The sequence below is a fragment of the Streptomyces sp. NPDC004327 genome (genome assembly GCF_042873935.1).
In the GTDB taxonomy this organism is placed as follows: Bacteria; Actinomycetota; Actinomycetes; order Streptomycetales; family Streptomycetaceae; genus Streptomyces.
Genome location: NZ_JBIAME010000004.1, coordinates 391099 through 408134 on the forward strand (window position 1 = coordinate 391099; position 17036 = coordinate 408134).

Genomic DNA, 17036 nt, shown 5'->3' on the forward strand with positions numbered 1-17036 from the left:
AAGTGACGGAGACGAACGCCACGGTGGCCGGTGCACGAGACCGGGCACCGGAGCCCGAGCAGGACACGGAGCAGGACTGTCCGCAGTGCGGGGCGCGGGTGCCGGTCGACCGGCGGTTCGTGGTCTGGTGCGCCGCCTGCGACTGGAACGTGGACCCCGCGCGCGGCACGGACGCCGAGCCGGAGGACGGCCCCGTCGAGCGGTTGCGGCGGGAGATGGCCCGGCGCCACGGCGAGCGGCTCTTCGCCGGCCTCGCGCAGGCGCGGGGCGGACCGGGCGAAGGGGGCGCGCCGGGCCCGGGCGGCGCGGCGGGCGTGCTCGCCGTGCTCCTCGCGGTGGTCGTGCACGGGCTCACCGCCGCCCTGGTGGCGTGCGGCCTGTGGCTGCTCGTCGCCGGCTGGGGCGAGGGGCTCCAGGCGGTGATCGGGGCGCTGCTGCTCGGCCTGGCCTTCGTGCTGCGGCCCCGACTCGGCAGCTACGCCGCGCTGCGGAAGTCCGACGAGCCGCTGCTCGAACGGGCCGACGCGCCCCGGCTCTTCGCCCTGCTCGACGACGTCGCCGCGGCGGTGGGGACCCGGGGCGTCGACACCGTCGTGGTCAGTGCCGATTCGAACGCGGGCGTCACGACGTACGGGTTCCGCCGGCGCCGGGTGCTGCGGCTCGGCCTGGGCCTGTGGACCGTGCTCGACCGGCAGGAGCGGATCGCCCTGCTGGGCCACGAGTTCGGCCACTACGCCCACGGCGACACCCGGCGCTCGCTCCTCGTCGACGGCGCGCTGCGGACGCTCGGGACCTGGCGATACATGCTCGCGCCCCAGCCCACCACCGCCCTGGTCGAGCACTTCGCCAACCTGCTGACCCTCGTCCCCCGCTGGACCGTGCACGGACTGATCGTGCTGCTCGACCAGACGACCCTGCGCGACTCCCAGCGGGCCGAGTACCTCGCCGACACCACCGCGGCCAGGGCCGCCGGGGCGGACGCCGCCGTCGGGCTGATGGACCGGCTGCTCCTCGGTGGCGCCACCGTGTCCGTGCTCCAGCGGGAGACGGTCGCCTCCCGCACCCGCATCGGAGGCGCCGCGCGGCGCGAGGATCCGGCCTCCGGACTCTGGCACCGCCTCGCGACGGAGATGGGATGCGTCCCGGACCACGAGTACGAGCGTCTGCGCCGCGTCGCCGAGCTGCGCGCCCACAGCGTCGACTCCACCCATCCGCCCACGCATCTGCGTCGCCGGCTCCTCGCAGGCGCGGCCCCGCACCCCGCCCGCGTCGTCCTCGACGAGGCCCGGGCCGAGGCCGTCGACGCCGAACTGGCCGAGGCCGCACGGGCCGTGGCGCGCGAGATCGTGAGCGCGGGGTAGCAGCCCCGTCCCGCCCCCGTCCGGCCTCCTCGCCGCACCGGCGCACGCGCCCGATGGGCCGCGCCCCCTCGCGTGTTACCTGCTGGTAGGGAATGATGGCGGCGGACCAACCGAACCATCCACACGGCCGGGGGCGATGCTGCGGTGACCACCAACCACCACGAGGACACGGTGCACGCCTTCCGGGACGACGCGCTCGGCGAGCACGACGCCGTCGGGCTCGCCGCCGCGATCCGGCGCGGCGAGGTCGGGGCCGAGGAGGCGGCGAAGGCCGCGGCCGAGCGGGTGCGGGACGTGGAGGACCGGCTGCACGCCGTGCAGACGTACGTCGACGTGGTGCGGCCCGCCACCGGCGGCATCGGGCTGCTCGCGGGCGTGCCGACCTTCGTCAAGGACAACACCGACCACCGCGGCCTGCCCACGGGCCACGGCAGCGCCGCCTTCACCCCGCCGCCCGCGAAGCAGCACGCGCCGTTCGTCCGGCAGTTCCTCAGCAGCGGCGTCACCGTTCTCGGCAAGACCCGGCTGCCCGAGTTCGGCTTCAGCCCCAGCACCGAGTACGAGCACGCCGAGCCCGTCCGCAACCCCTGGCACACCGGACACTCCGCGGGCGGTTCCTCCGGCGGCAGCGCCGCCCTGGTCGCCGCCGGCGCCGTGCCGCTCGCGCACGCCAACGACGGCGGCGGCTCCATCCGCATCCCGGCCGCCGCGTGCGGCCTCGTCGGGCTCAAGCCCACCCGCGGCCGCGTCGTGGCCAACGCCGAGAGCCGCCGGCTCCCGCTCGACATCGTCAACGACGGCGTCGTCAGCCGCACCGTACGGGACACCGCGACCTTCCTCGCCGCCGCCGAACGCTACTGGCGCAACCACGACCTGCCGCCCGTCGGCCTCGTCGAGGGCCCCGGCGAGCGGCGGCTGCGCGTCGGCCTGCTCCTCGACTCGCCGAACGGCGTGCGCTCCGACGACACCACCCGCGCCGCCGTCACCGAGACCGCCACCGCCCTCGAACGGCTCGGCCACACGGTCGAGCCCGTCGAGGTGGCGCTCGACGCCCGCTTCACCGACGACTTCCTCGTCTACTGGGGCCTGCTGGCCTTCCTCATCGGCGTCACCGGCCGCGGCTACGGCCCCGACTTCGACCGCCACCGCATGGACGGCCTCAGCCGCGGCCTGCGCGCCGCGTACCTCGACGACTGGCGGCGCACCCCGGGCGTGCTGCGCCGGCTCAAGCGCACGCGGGAGGCGTACGCCGCCGCCTTCCGCGGCCTCGACCTCATCCTGTCCCCGGTGCTCGCCCACACCACGCCGCCGATCGGCCACCTCGCCCCGACCGTGCCGTACCCGACGCTGATCGAGCGGATCCTCGCCTACGTCGCCTTCACCCCCGTCAACAACGTCGTCGGCACGCCCTCGATCTCCCTCCCGGCGGCGCGCGCGACGGACGGCGGACTGCCCGTCGGCGTCCTGTTCTCCGGGCGCCCCGGCAGCGAACGGACCCTGCTCGAACTCGCCTTCGAGCTGGAGGCGGACCGGCCGTTCCGGCGCATCCAGGACAGGTGACGGGCGGGAGACCCCTTGTCGCGGCGGGACTCCCTGTGCTCCAATCCGTGTCGAACACCTACGGACCGGGATGCTCGTCAGTCCCGGGGCGGCCCCGGGGCGCGAGGGCCGGACGGCGGGGGGTGCCGCGGGGACGCGGCGCCGGACGCCGGGCGTACGGGATCCAGTATCCACGTACCCGCAGGAGCCGCAAGATGAGCAAGCACGTCCTGGCCCAGAACCAGTACGGCAAGGCCGAGAACCGCATCGTCAAGATCACCCGGCAGGGCAACGACGGTGCCTGGCACGAGATCCGTGACCTGAACGTCTCCGTCGCGCTGCGCGGCGAGTTCCGCGAGGTGCACCACACCGGCGACAACGGGAACTGCCTGCCGACCGACACCACCAAGAACACCGTCTACGCCTTCGCCAAGGAGCACGGCGTCGCGTCGCCCGAGTCCTTCGCGATCCTGCTCGCCCGACACTTCGTCGACTCGCAGCCGGTGATCCACGAGGCGCAGATCCGCGTCGAGGAGTTCGCCTGGGACCGCATCCCGGTCCCGACCCGCGCCGAGCAGCACTCCTTCGTGCGCCGCGGCCAGGAGGTCCGCACCGCGCAGGTCACCTACAACGGCCACACCGGGCAGCTCCAGGTGATCTCCGGCCTCAAGGACCTGACCGTCATGAACTCGACCAACTCCGAGTTCCACGGCTACATCAAGGACGAGTACACCACCCTGCAGGAGGCGTACGACCGCATCCTCGCCACCAAGGTCACGGCCCGCTGGGCGCACTCCGCCCAGGCCACCGGCACCGGGGACTTCGACTGGGACCGCTCCTACAAGCAGGTCAGGCGGCACATGCTGGAGGCGTTCGCGGAGACGTACAGCTACTCGCTCCAGCAGACGCTCAACGCCATGGCCGAGCGGGTCCTCGACCACTGCGCCGGCGTCAACGAGGTCCGCCTCAACCTGCCGAACAAGCACCACTTCCTCGTCGACCTGGAGCCCTTCGGGCTGAAGAACGACAACGAGGTGTACTACGCGGCCGACCGGATGTACGGCCTGATCGAGGGCACCATCCACCGTGACGGCGTCCAGCCGGTGATCGCCACCAGCGACTGGATCACCGCCTGAGCGGATGGTCTCCGCGGGTGCCCCGGCCGGGGCACCCGTACCCGGCTCAGTCGCCGAACGAGCCGTGCCGGCCCGCCCCGGACGCGAAGCGGTCGGCGCCCCGCCGGGTCTCGCCGGCCGTCAGGGGGACCATGCCGTGGCGGAACTCGGCGGCGAGGGCCTCGGGCTCGGGGAGTCCGTGCCGGCCGAGGACGGAGAGCCGGTCGTGGCGCAGGCACAGCTGCGGGAAGGCCGCGATCTCATGGGCGAGCCGTTCGGCGGCCGAGCGGGACTCGCCCGGCGGGACGAGGCGGTTGGCGAGGCCGATCGCGTACGCCTCCGAGGCCGGCACCGGGCGGCCGGTGAGGACGAGGTCCATGGCGCGGCTCTCGCCGATGAGGCGGGGCAGACGGACGGTGCCGCCGTCGATCAGCGGCACGCCCCAGCGCCGGCAGAAGACGCCGAGGACCGCGTCCTCCTCCACCACGCGCAGATCGCACCAGAGCGCCAGCTCCAGGCCGCCCGCCACGGCGTGGCCCGCGACGGCCGCGATCACCGGCTTGGTCAGCAGCATCCGGGTCGGGCCCATCGGCCCGTCGCCGTCGGGCGCCACCCGGTTGCCGCGTTCCGTGCCGACGGCCTTGAGGTCGGCGCCCGCGCAGAACGTGCCGCCCTCGCCCCACAGCACCGCGACCGAGGCGTCCTCGTCAGCCTCGAACGCCCTGAAGGCATCGGCCAGTTGACGTGCCGTCGGCCCGTCCACGGCGTTGCGGGCGGCGGGCCGCGAAAGGACCACGGTCGTCACCGGGCCGTCGCGTTCGACACGGACGGCGGGTGCGGCGGAGGAAGCGTCGGCGGTCATGGGCGGCATTCTCGACCCGCGCCCCCGAAAGCGCCAGCGCCGTCCCGTCCGGCCCGTAGCAGAATCCGGCCGTCTGCGTCCGGACAACCGCCGAGACCGTCCCGTCCGGCCCGCCCCGGTGGGACGATGCCCGTGTCCGGCGGGGGACAGTCGGGGACCAGTCACCAGGAGGGGACATGAGCAGTGACGTCCGCGAGCGGCTTGCCGGACTCGGGCTGCGGCTGCCGGAGGTGAGTGCGCCGAAGGGGGCCTACGTGCCCGCCGTGCGCAGCGGCCTCCATGTCTTCGTCGCCGGCCAGATCCCGCTGAGCGGAGGCGAGCTGACCGCCACCGGCCGGGTCGGGGCCGAGGTCTCGGTGGAGCGGGCGAGGGAACTGAGCCGCCAGTGCGCGCTCGCCGCCCTGGCGGCCGCCGACTCCGTGGCGCCGCTGGAGGCGGTCGTGCGGGTGGTGAAGGTCGTCGGGTACGTGTCCTCGGCGCCCGGCTTCGTCCGGCAGGCCACGGTGGTGGACGGCGCGAGCGAGCTGCTCGTCGAGGTGTTCGGCGCGGCCGGCCGGCACGCGCGCAGCGCCGTCGGCATGAGCATCCTGCCGCTGGACGCGCCTGTGGAGATCGAGATCGTCCTCGAAGTCGCCCCGGAGCGCGCACCGTAGCGGCGGCCGCGGGGCGTTCGGGGCGCCGCGAGCCGATCAGCGGGGCCGACCGGCCGGGCGAGGCTCGTCACCGGCCAACGGTTGGGGCGGCGGCAAGCGGTGTCCGGGACGGTCAGCCGATCCGCACCGCCGTCCCCGTCACCTCGATCCCGCTCCCTGGGTCCGCCGGGACGCCCACCGTCAGCAGGCTCGGCCGGCCCATGTCCACGCCCTGGTGGATCGTCAGCTCCGCTGGCAGCGCCACGAGTCCGAGGTCACGCAGATAGCCGCCGAGGGCCGCGGCCGCCGCGCCCGTCGCCGGGTCCTCGACGACGCCGCCGGGCGGGAAGGGGTTGCGGGCGTGGAAGACGGTGTCGGACTCGCGGTGGACGAGGGCGACCGTGGCCCAGTCGCGGCGCGCCATCAGCGCGCCCAGCGCGGCCATGTCGTAGTCGAGGTCGGCGAGCCGCTCGCGCCCGGCCGCCGCGATCACCGGGTGCCAGGCGCCGGCGTAGGCGGCGCGGGGCGGCAGGGCCGGATCGAGGTCGGCGGGGGACCAGTGCAGCGCGGCGAGCAGTTCGGCCAGATCGGCCTCGTCGATCTCGGCGGTGCGCGGCGCGACGCTCACCAGGGTGGCGACGACGGTGCCGTCCGGCCGGGCCGACGTGGTGACGCTGACCGGTCCCGCCTGGGTGTGCAGCAGCAGCTCGCCGACCCCGTGCCGCTGGGCGTGCGCGACGGCGGTGGCGATGGTGGCGTGGCCGCAGAAGGGCACCTCGGTCTGCGGGCTGAAGTAGCGGATGTCGTGCGCCCCGTCGGGGCGCGGCACGGCGAACGCCGTCTCCGAGTAGCCGACCTCGGCCGCGGTGGCGGCCATGGTCGCCTCGTCGATGCCCGTGGCGTTCAGCACCACGCCGGCCGGGTTCCCGCCGAGCGGATCGGTGCTGAAGGCCACGTAACGCAGGATGTCCATCACCCGAACGTAGCCGCCACGTCACGGCAGCGTCAAAGGCCCTGCGGCAGGCGGTGGCTGACGGACCGTGAGTGCCGAAGCGGCCGGTGGGTGCGGGGAGTTCAGGCCCAGGTGAGGAGCTGCCCCGAGGCGCCGATCCCCACCGCGAATCCCAGTGCGATTCTGCGGGCGCCACGGCTCGGGCGCACCGCGTGGAAGTAGCGCGGGTCGATCAGCAGCGCCTCGCCGGCCCGGGGGGCGATCTCCAGGGACTCGGCGCCCCGGACCACCGCCTCGTCGTAGCCGTACGAGGCGGGCAGCCGGTGCGACTCGTCCTCGGGCTGCCAGCGGTGCCGCCACAGCACCGTCTCGCCGCCCGCCGGCGGCACGCTCAGATAGAGGTTGAAGGCGAACTGGCCGATCAGCGGCACGTCGAGGAGGTCGTCGGCGTACTCGCGCAGCGAGTCGTCGAAGTGCACCCGGAAGCCCTGGTTCGGCTCCCGCGCCACTCCCGCGCCGAGCTCCCGCCCGCCCCGGCGGCCGACCGCCACCCCGCCCGGCCAGTGGGCGCCGAGCCCCTCCCGGCAGAACAGGAAGGGGTCGAAGGACAGGCCGAGGCCCTGCCAGGCCTCGTGGTGGCCGGCGAGCGCCGGCCAGTAGCTGTCGGCGAGCCCGCCGTCGGCCATGTGGTCGCTGACCCCGACCCCGAACCGCATCACCGGCGGCTGGACGCGGGCCGCTCCGTACGAGTCGAACGCCCGCTCCTCCAGCGCGCCGAGCACCTCGGCGCAGCGCTCCGGCGCCATGAAGCCGGGCACCCGGACGGCCGCGTACCGCCCGGCGGCGAGGCCGGCGAGGAGTGCGCGGGTGAAGGCGGGCGCGGTGGCGGTGCGGAAGAACGGGTCGTGCGACACGGGCGCCGGCGGGTCCGGCGCGGTGTGCGCCGGGCTCGTCGCGCTCGTCGAGTTCCCCAGGTTCCCTGACGTCATCTCGTCGGCCCCCCGACTTGTCGAAAGACAGCGGAATACAGCTGCGCCTATCCGGGATGCGATCCGCTGGTCGCGCGGAACGCGGTCTTCGCGTCGAGTTCGAGCGCCTGACGTCCGGCCTCCAGCGCCTCCATGGCGACCTGCCGGCCGAACTCCGCCTGCAACTCCTCCAGCTCGCTCCCCGGGGCGCCCCACGTCGGGGACTCGTCGTCGTAGGTGTCGGTGGGGCGAGAAGTCATGGGCGGACCTCCGAGCGATTCGGTAGGGGACGCGTCACACAGGGTGAGGCACCGTCAGGCTACGCGCAAGGCCGCCGTAGCCGACGGCCTTTGTCAACTGCCGCCGTAACGAGGGTGTTTCACGTCGGCATGCCCCGCATCGCGGCCAGCGTCCCCCTGGCCTGCACCGACAGCGGATGCTCCGAGGCCACCACCCGGTCCAGGTCGCGCACCAGCGCGCGCAGCGCGTTCACCGCTTCGGGCGTACGGCCGCGGATGCCGAGCAGTGCCAGGACGTAGGTGTAGCGCAGCCGCATCACCAGATGGGAGTCCTGCGGCTGCGAGGCGTCGCGCAGCGCCCCGGCGATCACCCGCTCCGCCTCCTCGGCCCGGTTCTGGCGCAGCAGCGCGTGCGTCAGCGTCTCCCGGACCCGCAGGATCTCCGGGGTCGCGGGCGGCCACTGGTTGCGGCGGCTGATGTCCAGGATCTGCCGGGCCTCCGTCTCGGCCTCGCGGTGCGCGCCGAGCGCGAGCACGGTCCGGGCCAGGGTGTGGCGCACCACCAGGGTGTCGTAGTGCTCGGGGCCGCGGACCTCGTTCTCCGCCTCGACGATCGAGCGCAGCAGGACCTCGGCCTCACCCTCCCGCCCCGCCTGCTCGTTGATCGCGCGGGCCAGCTTGTGGCGGCTGGCCAGGGTGTCGGCGTGGTCCTCGCCGAGGATCCGGGTGCGCGCCGTGACGACCAGGCCGAGCACCTGCTCGGCCTGGCGCAGCTGCTCCCGGTCGAGCGAGATGCGCCCCTGCTCGTGCCGCAGGCCCAGGATCTCCCGGTCGTCGGGGTCGAAGCCGTACGAGGTGCAGCGCTCCACCAGCGGCAGGAGCAGGGCGTACGCGGGGCCGAGCAGCCCGGTGGCGATGAGATAGCGGGCGGTCAGCCGGGCCAGCTCCAGGGCCTCGGTGCGCACGGTCCGGTCGGTCATGCCGAGGTCGCCGAGCAGGCAGGTGCGGGAGACCTCCAGGGTGTGCGGTGCGAGCGCGGCCCACAGCGGCCAGTTGGCGGGATGGTCGGGGTTGCGCGGATGGGTGGCGGACATCAGCATCCGCAGCGCGAGGCCGTAGTAGTCGGCGGGCCGCCGCCGGACCTCCTCGTCCTCGCGCAGCACGCCGTGCACGACCGGGTGCAGGGTGAGGACGGCGGCGAGGTTCCGGTCGGTGACACCCTCGCGCTCGTAGGCGTCGACGAGTCCGAGCTGCTCCAGGCCCTCCAGGGCGGGGCGGAGCGAACCGGCGCCGGGGAAGAGCGGGGACTGGGCGAGCACGGGGCCGGCGAGCAGGCAGCGGTAGGGGACCGGGGCGATGCTCAGGCAGGCGAGGACCTTCAACAGGGTCGGCGCGTGCGGCAGCCGGTGCTCGGCGAGCAGGTCGAGGCCGATGCCGCAGACCTTCTCCACGATCTCGCGGCCGAGCAGTTCGGTCAGGTGCGGGCCGTCCCGGTCGGCGGCGGCGTCGCCGTCGGGCGCGACCACCTGCCGGAAGGACTCGAAGTCGCGGATGTCGCTGTCCAGGGTGATCGGGCTCTCGTGCACGGCCTTGATCACGTCGGCGGCGCCGCGCAGGGCGAGCGGCAGCCCGCCCAGCCGCTGGGCCAGCCGGCGGGCGTCCTCGTTGGTGCCGCCGATGCCGCCGGTCCGTTCGAGCAGCATGGACGCGCCGTCGTCCTCGTCGAGGGGCAGCACCTGGTGGACGCGGACGCCCTCGCCCCACGCCTGCTTGCTGCGCACCCGGCTGGTGACGAGGACGGTGCCCTGGGGGTTCTTCGGGGTGCGCAGCCAGCCGGTGCCGTCGGCGACCGGGCCGTCGGGCGGGGCGAGCCGTTCGGGGTCGTCGGCGTTGTCGACGATCAGCAGCCACGGGTCGGGGCACTCGTCGAGCAGCGTCCACACCAGGTCCATGGCCGCGCCGGGCGGGCCGACGAGCCAGGCGCGTTCCACCGTGATCGAGGGGGCGCCGAGATCACGGGCGATCATCCGCATGCGCGCGCTGAGTTCGGGCGTCGACACCCACCACACCCGGTATCCGGCGCGGGCCGCCCGCTCCGCGGCCTCCAGGGCCACCCGGCTCTTCCCCGAGCCGCCGAGGCCCGCCACGACGTGCACCTGCTGACGGGCCTCGTCGGACAGCAGGTGCGCGACGAGGGCGAGCCGGTCCTTGCCCTTGAGCTGGCCGTCCGCCTGCTGCGCGTAGGGCGGCGGCGGGAAGGGCGCCAGGTCCGGGTCCTCGGCGGCGGGCGGGGGCTGGGAGGGGGCGCCGGCGTCGGCCGTGCCGTCCGGGAGCGCCGGGGCGGACTCCGACACGGGTACGGGGGCGGGCTCCGGCGGGGGCGCGGCCGGGCCGGGCTCCGCGGCCGCCTCCAGGAGGGCCTGGCGCACGGCCTGGTAGGCGTGGGCGGAGCGGTCCGCCGGCCGGACGATGCCGAAGTGGTCGGCGGGCACCACTCCGCCCCTGGGGAAGACGCCGCGCGCCACCACGGGCGGCACGATGTCGTCGGCGGAGCCGCCGTAGGCGCGCACCGGGATGGGGCACTCCTGGGCGCCGTGCTCCCGCGCGTACACCACCGAGCTCAGCACCGTGCGCTGAGCCTCCGTCACCGAGCGGTCGAAGGGACGCAGTTGCTGTTCCTGCGGGTTGTTCCACAGCTTGAGCGCCTTGCGCACGGTGAGGAAGAAGCCCGAGCCGGTGTTGGGGCAGGCGAACATGGTGAAGTGCCTGATCCGCGCCAGCTCCCGGCCCTCGCCGTTCCACAGCTTGCGGGCCAGGAAACGCTGCACGACCAGGCCGCCCTGGCTGTGGGTGACCAGGACGATCCGCTCGGCGCCGGCGAGTTCGGTCTCCAGGAAGGTGCCGAGCTGGTCGGCGATGTCGTCGGTCTCGGCGACCCGGCGATCGGGCCGGAGCCGGACGAGCGGGGAGTCGTAGGCGAAGGGATGGACGCTGACCCAGCCGGCCAGCTCGGGGTCGTCCTCGATGAGCGCCGTGAACGCCTGCCACACCCGTGCGGAGGAGAACAGCCCGTGGACCAGCACGAGGTGGACGCGCGTCGACGCCATCGCGAACCTCCGCAATCAGAAAAGGTGTTGAACCAAAGTGATTTCGATCGCAGATGAAGCAGCAGACAGGTCAATGATGCACGAGGTACGACCTGAGGAGCCATAAACAGACAACCCCGGCCCTCGGCACGTGCTCGGCCGGCGTTCGGCCCTCCCGTTCGGCCCTCCCGTTCAGCCCTCCGCCCGGCCGGCGCGCCCGTACGGGACCGTCAGCCGGCGGCGCCGTTCGGTGCGGGCGTGGGTGTGCCGGTCGAGCTCCTCCATGAGGCGGCGGCCACGGTGCTCGGGGTCGAGCTCGTCGAGGACGCGGTCGATCTCGGTGAGCAGGGCTCCGTAGAGCTGCCAGTGGCCGGGTTCGCGCAGGGCGATGACGAGCAGCAGCTCGGCGGCGTGGGCCCGGGCGGCCCGGGCGGCGCGCAGTTCGGCGGCGAGGCGGGCCTCGGCGGCCTCGGCGGGCGCGCTGCCGGGCGCCGTGACGAGGACGGCGAAACTGACGAAGGCGTCGGCGGTGTGCTGCGCGGTCTCCCGGAGGGCGAGCGCGGCCGGCCGGTCGAGCAGGGCCGCGCCGGCCCGGGTCTTGGCGAGGTCGGTCACGGTGCGGGCGAGGACGCGCAGCACGACGGCGCAGATCTCCAGGGTGTCGAGCCCCGTGCGCAGCACGATGCGGTGCAGCAGTCCCTCCTTCACGCGCGGGTTGAGCCGCAGGCTGTCCTCGGCGGTGCGCAGCGCGCCGTCCACCTCGGCCACGTCGTTGTCGAGCCGCCGAGCCTCGTGCAGCCGGGCCGCCGCCCGCTCCACCGGCGGCGCCTCGGTGAACTCCTCGGCCACCTCCCTGAGCAGTCTGCGCATCCGCCGCGCCAGGTCGACGATCGAGTCCCCGGCCGTGTCCACCCACACGGGCGGCGCGAGCACCAGATTGAACAGCAGCCCGACCACGGCGCCGATCACGGTCTCCAGGACCCGGTCCCAGGCGGTGTGGGCGACCTGGGTGACCCCGAGCACCAGCATCGCGCTGATCGCGACCTCGGGAATGAACTCCTCGACCTTCACGAACCGCCCCACGACCAGGGACGCCAGGATGACCAGGGCCAGGCTCCACCAGGAGAGACCGACGATCGCGCTGAACGCGATCGCGATGAGGACGCCGACGACGACGGAGTTCACCCGGCGCAGGCTCGTCGTGAGCGTCGAGTAGAGCGTGACCTGCACGACGAGCAGCGCCGTCAGCGGCGCGGTGAGCGGCGCCGGCTCGCTGCTCAGCCAGAGCGCGACGACGTACGAGATGGTCGCCGCCGCCGTCGACCGCACCGTCTGCACGACGAACGGGTCACGGCGCAGCCGCCTGACGAGATCGGCGAACCGGACGCCCGCCGCGCTGCTCTCTGTCACGTGCTCCCTCGCTCCGGTCGCATGGCTCCGGCCCCCGAGCCTGCCACCCGCGCCGGTCTCCGGAGCGCTCGGCGCACCGTGCCGCTCCGGCGGAGGCCGCGGCCGGCCCCGTACGGCGCGGGGCCTGTCCGGCGGATCGGGGGCGGACAGGCCCCGGGGCGTACGGCGGATCGGGGGCGGACAGGCCCCGGGGTGTACGGAGCGAACGGCCGGGCCGCGGCCGGGCGGCCGCCGTCACAGGAAGGCGTGGCCCTCCCCGCGGTACGTCGGCACGACGTCCACGATCCGGTCGCCCTCCACCAGGTGCAACTCGTCGACGCGCTCGCACAGTTCGCCCGCCTTGGCGTGCCGGAACCAGACCCGGTCGCCGAGCCGCAGGTCGTCCGCGGCCGGCCCGGCCAGCGGGGTCTGGACCTCGCCGGCGCCCTCGGTGCCGAGCAGCCGCAGCCCGGCCGGATGGACCGGCAGGGGCAGCCGGGACGGGCCCGGGGCGCCGGAGGCGGTCCAGCCGCCGCCGAGCACGGTGACATGGCCCGGCGCCGGGCGGCGCACGACGGAGAGCGCGAAGTAGGCGGCGGGCAGCGGGCGGAAGCCGCGGTAGTGGTCGAACAGGACGGGCGCGTAGACACCGGAGCCGGCCCCGAGCTCGGTGACGGCGGCCTCGGCGGACGTCGACTCCAGGCTGCCGGTGCCACCGCCGTTGACGAACTCGAGCGGCGCCACGGCCCGCACCGCCCGGATCGCGGCCGCGCGCCGGGCCCGCAGCTCGCTCGCGGACAGCCGCTGCATCAGCCGCACCGCGGCACGGGCCGGGCCCGATCCGGGCTGGTTGTCGCCCATGCCGGCGATCTGCCCCTCGTACGACATGACGCCGACGAGCCTCAGCCGCGGCCGTGCCACCACGGCCCGGGCCAGTGCGGCGGCCTGCTCGGGCGCGTGCAGCGGCGAGCGGCGCATGCCGAGGTGCAGCCGGCCGCCGAGCAGCCGGAGCGAGGCGTCGAGGTCCAGGCAGACGCGCACGGGCGGGCCGGCCGGCCCGACGGCCTCGGTGATCAGGTCGAGGTGGGCGAGGGAGTCCACCATCACGGTGATCCGGGCGGCGGCCCGCTCGTCCGAGGCGAGGCGGCGCAGCGCCGGCACGTCGGCCGTCGGATAGCCGACCAGGATGTCGCTCCCGGCGCCGTCCGTCCCCCCGTCCTCCTCCGCCAGCCACAGCGCCTCCGGCAGCGTGAACGCCAGGATCCCCGAGAAGCCCGGCATCCGCAGCACGTCCCCGATCAGCGCACGGCAGCGCAGCGACTTGCTGGCCAGGCGGATCGGCTTGCCGCCCGCACGCCGGGCCATCTGGGCGGCGTTGGCCCGCAGCGCCGCCAGGTCGACCACCGCGAAGGGGGGCTGGAGACCGGCCGTGGCGCGCTCCAGGCCGTCGAACCCGGCGGGCGTGAGGGGGCGGGTGGCGGCGGGGTGCGGGGCGGTCCGGGTGTCGTCGTCCGGCGGGGCGCTGGCCATGGTGTGGAGCCTTTCCGTGGGCCGGTTGCAGGCGGGCCCACGGTCTCTTGGGCATGCGTCCAAGTCAAGAGTTCCGGACCCTTGACTTGAACACTTGACCAAGTTCAGTCTTCCGGCAGGCCGCCGCCGGGACGGCGCCGGCCCGCGGACGACCGAGAGGACCCCTGGCATGAACAGCGTGTGGCGCAACTGGGCGGGCAACGAGGAGGCCCGGCCGAGCCGGGTGCTGCGCCCCGCGAGCACCGAGGACGTCGCCACCGCCGTCAAGGACGCCGTACGGGACGGGCTGCGCGTCAAGCCGGTCGGCTCCGGCCACTCCTTCACCGGCGTCGCCGTCGCCCCCGACGTGCAGCTGCGGCTCGACCGCTTCGACGGGGTGACCTCGCTCGACGCGGAGACGGGCCTGGTCACCGTCGAGGCCGGCATGCCGCTGTGGAAGCTCAACCCCCTGCTCGCCGCGCACGGCCTGGCCCTGGAGAACATGGGCGACATCGACCGGCAGACCGTCACCGGTGCCGTCTCCACCGGCACCCACGGCACCGGCGCCCGGCTCGGCGGCATCGCCACCCAGATCCGCGCCCTGGAGCTGGTGACCGCCGACGGTTCGGTCGTCAGCTGCTCGCCCGCCGAGCGGCCGGAGCTGTTCGCGGCGGCCCGGGTCGGCCTCGGCGCCCTGGGCGTGATCACCCGGGTCACCCTCCAGACCGTGCCGCTGTTCGCGATCCACGCCCGCGACACCGCCATGCCCGTCGCCGAGACCCTGGAGCGCGCCCAGGAGCTCGCCGACTCCAACGACCACTTCGAGTTCTTCTGGTTCCCGCACAGCACCACCGCCCTCACCCGGCGCTTCACGCGGCTGCCCGGCGACGCCCCGCTCAAGCCGATCGGCGACCTCGCCCGCCGCTTCGACGAGACCCTCACCAACGTGGCCTTCGAGGCGCTCAACCGCGTCGGCACCCGCTTCCCCGGCTGCGTGCGGCCGAGCGCCCGGCTCGCGGCCCGGCTGATGTCCTCGCGGGAGTGGACCGACCACTCGTACAAGGTGTTCCCGAGCCCGCGGGAGGTCCGCTTCCACGAGGGTGAGTTCGCCATCCCGCGCGAGCACGCCGTCGACGCGCTGCGCGCGATCAAGCGCTGGATCGACGAGCACGACGAGCGGGTCTCGTTCCCGCTGGAGGTCCGCTTCAGCGCCGCCGACGACATCTGGCTGTCCACCGCGAACGGCCGCGACAGCTGCTACATCGCCTTCCACCAGTACCACCGCATGCCCTATCAGCGGTACTTCCGCGCCTGCCAGGACATCCTCGCCGGCTTCGGCGGCCGCCCGCACTGGGGCAAGATGCACGACCTCGACGCAGCCCTGCTGCGTCCCCGCTACGACCGCTTCGACGACTTCACCGCGCTGCGCGACGAGCTCGACCCGGCCGGCGTGTTCGCCAACCCCTACCTGGACCGGGTCCTCGGCCCGGCGCCCGGGGCGGGCCCCGCGTAGCTACCGGCGCGTAGAGGGTGGCCGGCAGGTAAAGCGCGGTAAAAGTCCTGCCGGGCCGGCTGCGGTTCCCGTACGGAGCGTTTACGCCGCCTTATCGCGCCCTTAACGTCACACGGCCCCGTCCGCACTCCCCGGAACGACGGATTCCGCAGCGGGCGGGGCATTGACCTGCGGTTCCGCCCGGGCTTCCATTCAGCCCGGGAGCCACGGACCCTTCACATCACCGGACGCCTCGGAGGCGATACCGCTCCCGCTCAGTTACACCGCTCGCACCGCACCGATCGGAACCGCCTGATGACCGACACCCTCAGCGCACCGCACGCGCTCGCTCCTCCGACCGAGCCCGTGCCGCAGAAACTCAAGCGTTCCATCGGTGTCGTGGGCGGCACGCTGCTCACGCTGTCGTGCGTGACGCCCGCGTCGACGCTGTTCGTGGTCGTACCGGACCTGTTCTCCGGCGTCGGCACGTACGCAGCCCTGACCATCGCGATCGGCTCGCTGCTCTGCATCGGCGTGGCGTTCTGCTACTCCGAGCTCGGCACCCTCATCCCCAGCGCGGGTGGCGAGTACGCCATCGTCTCCACGCTCGCGGGCCGGCTCGCCGGCTGGCTGGTGTTCGTCCTGTCGCTGCTCGTGGTGATGATCGTGCCACCGGTGATCGCGATGGGCACCGCCGACTACCTCGCGCCGCTCGTGCACATCCCGGCCCCGATCGCCGGCGCCGGCGTCATGATCCTCGCGACCCTGGCCGGCCTGCTCGACCTGCGCGCCAACGCCTGGATCACCGGCATCTTCCTCGTCCTCGAGGTCGTCGCGGCGGGCGTCGTCGCGGTCCTCGGCTTCGCCCACTCGCAGCGCGGCCTCGGCGCCCTGGTCCACGGCCAGGTCGCGACCGAGGGCGGCGGCCACTCGCTGGTCACCGGCGCCCTGGTCGTCTCCGGCCTCGCCATCGCGCTCTTCGTCACCCAGGGCTTCTCGACGGCCGTCTACCTCTCCGAGGAGCTGGAGAACCCGCGCAAGAGCGTGGCCCGCACCGTGCTCGCCACCCTGGCCATCTCCACCGCCGTCATCCTGGTCCCCGTCGTCGCCATCACCCTCGGCGCCGGCGACCTGCAGACGCTCACCGGCGGCGACATCAGCGGCATGATCGCGGCCTGGTCGAACTCCGCCGTCGGCACCTTCATCAGCCTCTGCGTCGCGCTCGCCATCATCAACGCCGGCATCGTGATGGTCATCCAGAACTCCCGCGTGCTCTTCGCCTCCGCCCGCGACAAGGCCTGGCCCGAGCCGGTCAACAACGCGCTGTCCCGCCTCGGCCGCTTCGGCTCCCCGTGGGTCGCCACGCTGCTCGTCGGCGTGCCGGGCGCGGCCCTCTGCTTCGTCAACCTGGACACCCTGTACGGCGTGACCGGCGTCTCCGTCACCGGCATGTACCTCCTGGTCGCGGTCGCCGCGCTGTTCAGCCGCAAGGGCGCGCACCGCGAGGTCGCGGCCTGGCGCATGCCGCTCTGGCCGGCCGTCCCGGTGCTGCTCATCGGCGTCATGGCGTACATCCTGTACATGCAGGACGCGAAGTACCTGCTGTGGACCGGCGGCATCACGGCCGTCGCCACCCTCTACTGGGCCTTCTACCTGCGGCCGCGCCAGGACACCCGCTGGCTGGTCAGCATCCCCGAGGACGAGCAGGACTGATCCCCCACCTGCGGCGTCCCCAGAGGGCCGGAGCGGTTTCGACCGCCCCGGCCCTCGGCGTACGCCCGCGAAACCCTGGAGAGTGACTCCACCGCGCGGGACGGCATCGGGGCGTCGGGCGTCGGGAACGAGACGGAGAACGACATCCGCCTCGGCAACTACCGAACGCGCCCGCCCCG

13 protein-coding genes are annotated in these 17036 nt (G+C 74.2%); 6 read left to right on the forward strand and 7 right to left on the reverse strand.

Features of this window, described 5'->3' with window-relative positions; all coding sequences use genetic code 11:
• Positions 1 to 2 precede the first annotated feature (2 nt).
• From ACFYU9_RS16055 to pucL, 3 genes are all read left to right on the forward strand, one after another.
• Complete coding sequence (locus ACFYU9_RS16055; RefSeq protein WP_389213317.1) at positions 3 to 1361, forward strand: M48 family metallopeptidase; 1359 nt, start codon at positions 3 to 5, stop codon at positions 1359 to 1361.
• 144 nt (positions 1362 to 1505) lie between these two features.
• A complete protein-coding gene (locus ACFYU9_RS16060; RefSeq protein WP_389345106.1) occupies positions 1506 to 2921 on the forward strand; it encodes an amidase in 1416 nt (471 codons plus the stop codon).
• 194 nt (positions 2922 to 3115) lie between these two features.
• Positions 3116 to 4036: a factor-independent urate hydroxylase gene (gene pucL, locus ACFYU9_RS16065; RefSeq protein ID WP_389345107.1), complete on the forward strand. Its 921-nt coding sequence runs from the start codon at positions 3116 to 3118 to the stop codon at positions 4034 to 4036.
• Between the two features lie 46 nt (positions 4037 to 4082).
• On the opposite strand, the gene ACFYU9_RS16070 is transcribed toward pucL, so the two are convergent.
• Complete coding sequence (locus ACFYU9_RS16070; protein ID WP_389345108.1) at positions 4083 to 4877, reverse strand: crotonase/enoyl-CoA hydratase family protein; 795 nt, start codon at positions 4875 to 4877, stop codon at positions 4083 to 4085.
• Positions 4878 to 5053: 176 nt separating this feature from the next.
• Here ACFYU9_RS16070 and ACFYU9_RS16075 point away from each other — a divergent pair, with 176 nt between their 5' ends.
• A complete protein-coding gene (locus ACFYU9_RS16075; RefSeq protein WP_389213324.1) occupies positions 5054 to 5530 on the forward strand; it encodes a RidA family protein in 477 nt (158 codons plus the stop codon).
• Between the two features lie 112 nt (positions 5531 to 5642).
• Here the strand turns inward: ACFYU9_RS16075 and ACFYU9_RS16080 are convergent, their stop codons facing one another.
• From ACFYU9_RS16080 to ACFYU9_RS16105, 6 genes are all read right to left on the reverse strand, one after another.
• A complete protein-coding gene (locus ACFYU9_RS16080; protein WP_389345109.1) occupies positions 5643 to 6482 on the reverse strand; it encodes a PhzF family phenazine biosynthesis protein in 840 nt (279 codons plus the stop codon).
• 101 nt (positions 6483 to 6583) lie between these two features.
• Complete coding sequence (locus tag ACFYU9_RS16085; protein ID WP_389345110.1) at positions 6584 to 7450, reverse strand: proline hydroxylase; 867 nt, start codon at positions 7448 to 7450, stop codon at positions 6584 to 6586.
• Positions 7451 to 7497: 47 nt separating this feature from the next.
• A complete protein-coding gene (locus ACFYU9_RS16090; RefSeq protein ID WP_389213330.1) occupies positions 7498 to 7689 on the reverse strand; it encodes a hypothetical protein in 192 nt (63 codons plus the stop codon).
• Positions 7690 to 7808: 119 nt separating this feature from the next.
• On the reverse strand, positions 7809 to 10775 hold the full coding sequence (locus tag ACFYU9_RS16095) for a tetratricopeptide repeat protein (RefSeq protein ID WP_389345111.1): 2967 nt from the start codon (positions 10773 to 10775) through the stop codon (positions 7809 to 7811).
• A gap of 171 nt (positions 10776 to 10946) precedes the next feature.
• On the reverse strand, positions 10947 to 12164 hold the full coding sequence (locus tag ACFYU9_RS16100; RefSeq protein WP_389213334.1) for an aromatic acid exporter family protein: 1218 nt from the start codon (positions 12162 to 12164) through the stop codon (positions 10947 to 10949).
• A gap of 234 nt (positions 12165 to 12398) precedes the next feature.
• A complete protein-coding gene (locus ACFYU9_RS16105; RefSeq protein ID WP_389213336.1) occupies positions 12399 to 13673 on the reverse strand; it encodes an amino acid deaminase/aldolase in 1275 nt (424 codons plus the stop codon).
• Between the two features lie 169 nt (positions 13674 to 13842).
• Here ACFYU9_RS16105 and ACFYU9_RS16110 point away from each other — a divergent pair, with 169 nt between their 5' ends.
• Both ACFYU9_RS16110 and ACFYU9_RS16115 read left to right on the forward strand, forming a co-directional pair.
• A complete protein-coding gene (locus ACFYU9_RS16110; RefSeq protein ID WP_389345112.1) occupies positions 13843 to 15165 on the forward strand; it encodes a D-arabinono-1,4-lactone oxidase in 1323 nt (440 codons plus the stop codon).
• Between the two features lie 294 nt (positions 15166 to 15459).
• Positions 15460 to 16857: an APC family permease gene (locus ACFYU9_RS16115; protein ID WP_389213340.1), complete on the forward strand. Its 1398-nt coding sequence runs from the start codon at positions 15460 to 15462 to the stop codon at positions 16855 to 16857.
• Positions 16858 to 17036 lie beyond the last annotated feature (179 nt).

Bases quoted from the DNA above. Each gene is read 5' to 3' on its own strand.
- pucL (WP_389345107.1), top strand. From the start codon at position 3,116: ATGAGCAAGCACGTCCTGGCCCAGAACCAGTACGGCAAGGCCGAGAAC.
- ACFYU9_RS16070 (WP_389345108.1), bottom strand. From the start codon at position 4,877: ATGACCGCCGACGCTTCCTCCGCCGCACCCGCCGTCCGTGTCGAACGC.
- ACFYU9_RS16075 (WP_389213324.1), top strand. From the start codon at position 5,054: ATGAGCAGTGACGTCCGCGAGCGGCTTGCCGGACTCGGGCTGCGGCTG.
- ACFYU9_RS16080 (WP_389345109.1), bottom strand. From the start codon at position 6,482: ATGGACATCCTGCGTTACGTGGCCTTCAGCACCGATCCGCTCGGCGGG.
- ACFYU9_RS16085 (WP_389345110.1), bottom strand. From the start codon at position 7,450: ATGACGTCAGGGAACCTGGGGAACTCGACGAGCGCGACGAGCCCGGCG.
- ACFYU9_RS16090 (WP_389213330.1), bottom strand. From the start codon at position 7,689: ATGACTTCTCGCCCCACCGACACCTACGACGACGAGTCCCCGACGTGG.
- ACFYU9_RS16095 (WP_389345111.1), bottom strand. From the start codon at position 10,775: ATGGCGTCGACGCGCGTCCACCTCGTGCTGGTCCACGGGCTGTTCTCC.
- ACFYU9_RS16105 (WP_389213336.1), bottom strand. From the start codon at position 13,673: ATGGCCAGCGCCCCGCCGGACGACGACACCCGGACCGCCCCGCACCCC.
- ACFYU9_RS16110 (WP_389345112.1), top strand. From the start codon at position 13,843: ATGAACAGCGTGTGGCGCAACTGGGCGGGCAACGAGGAGGCCCGGCCG.
- ACFYU9_RS16115 (WP_389213340.1), top strand. From the start codon at position 15,460: ATGACCGACACCCTCAGCGCACCGCACGCGCTCGCTCCTCCGACCGAG.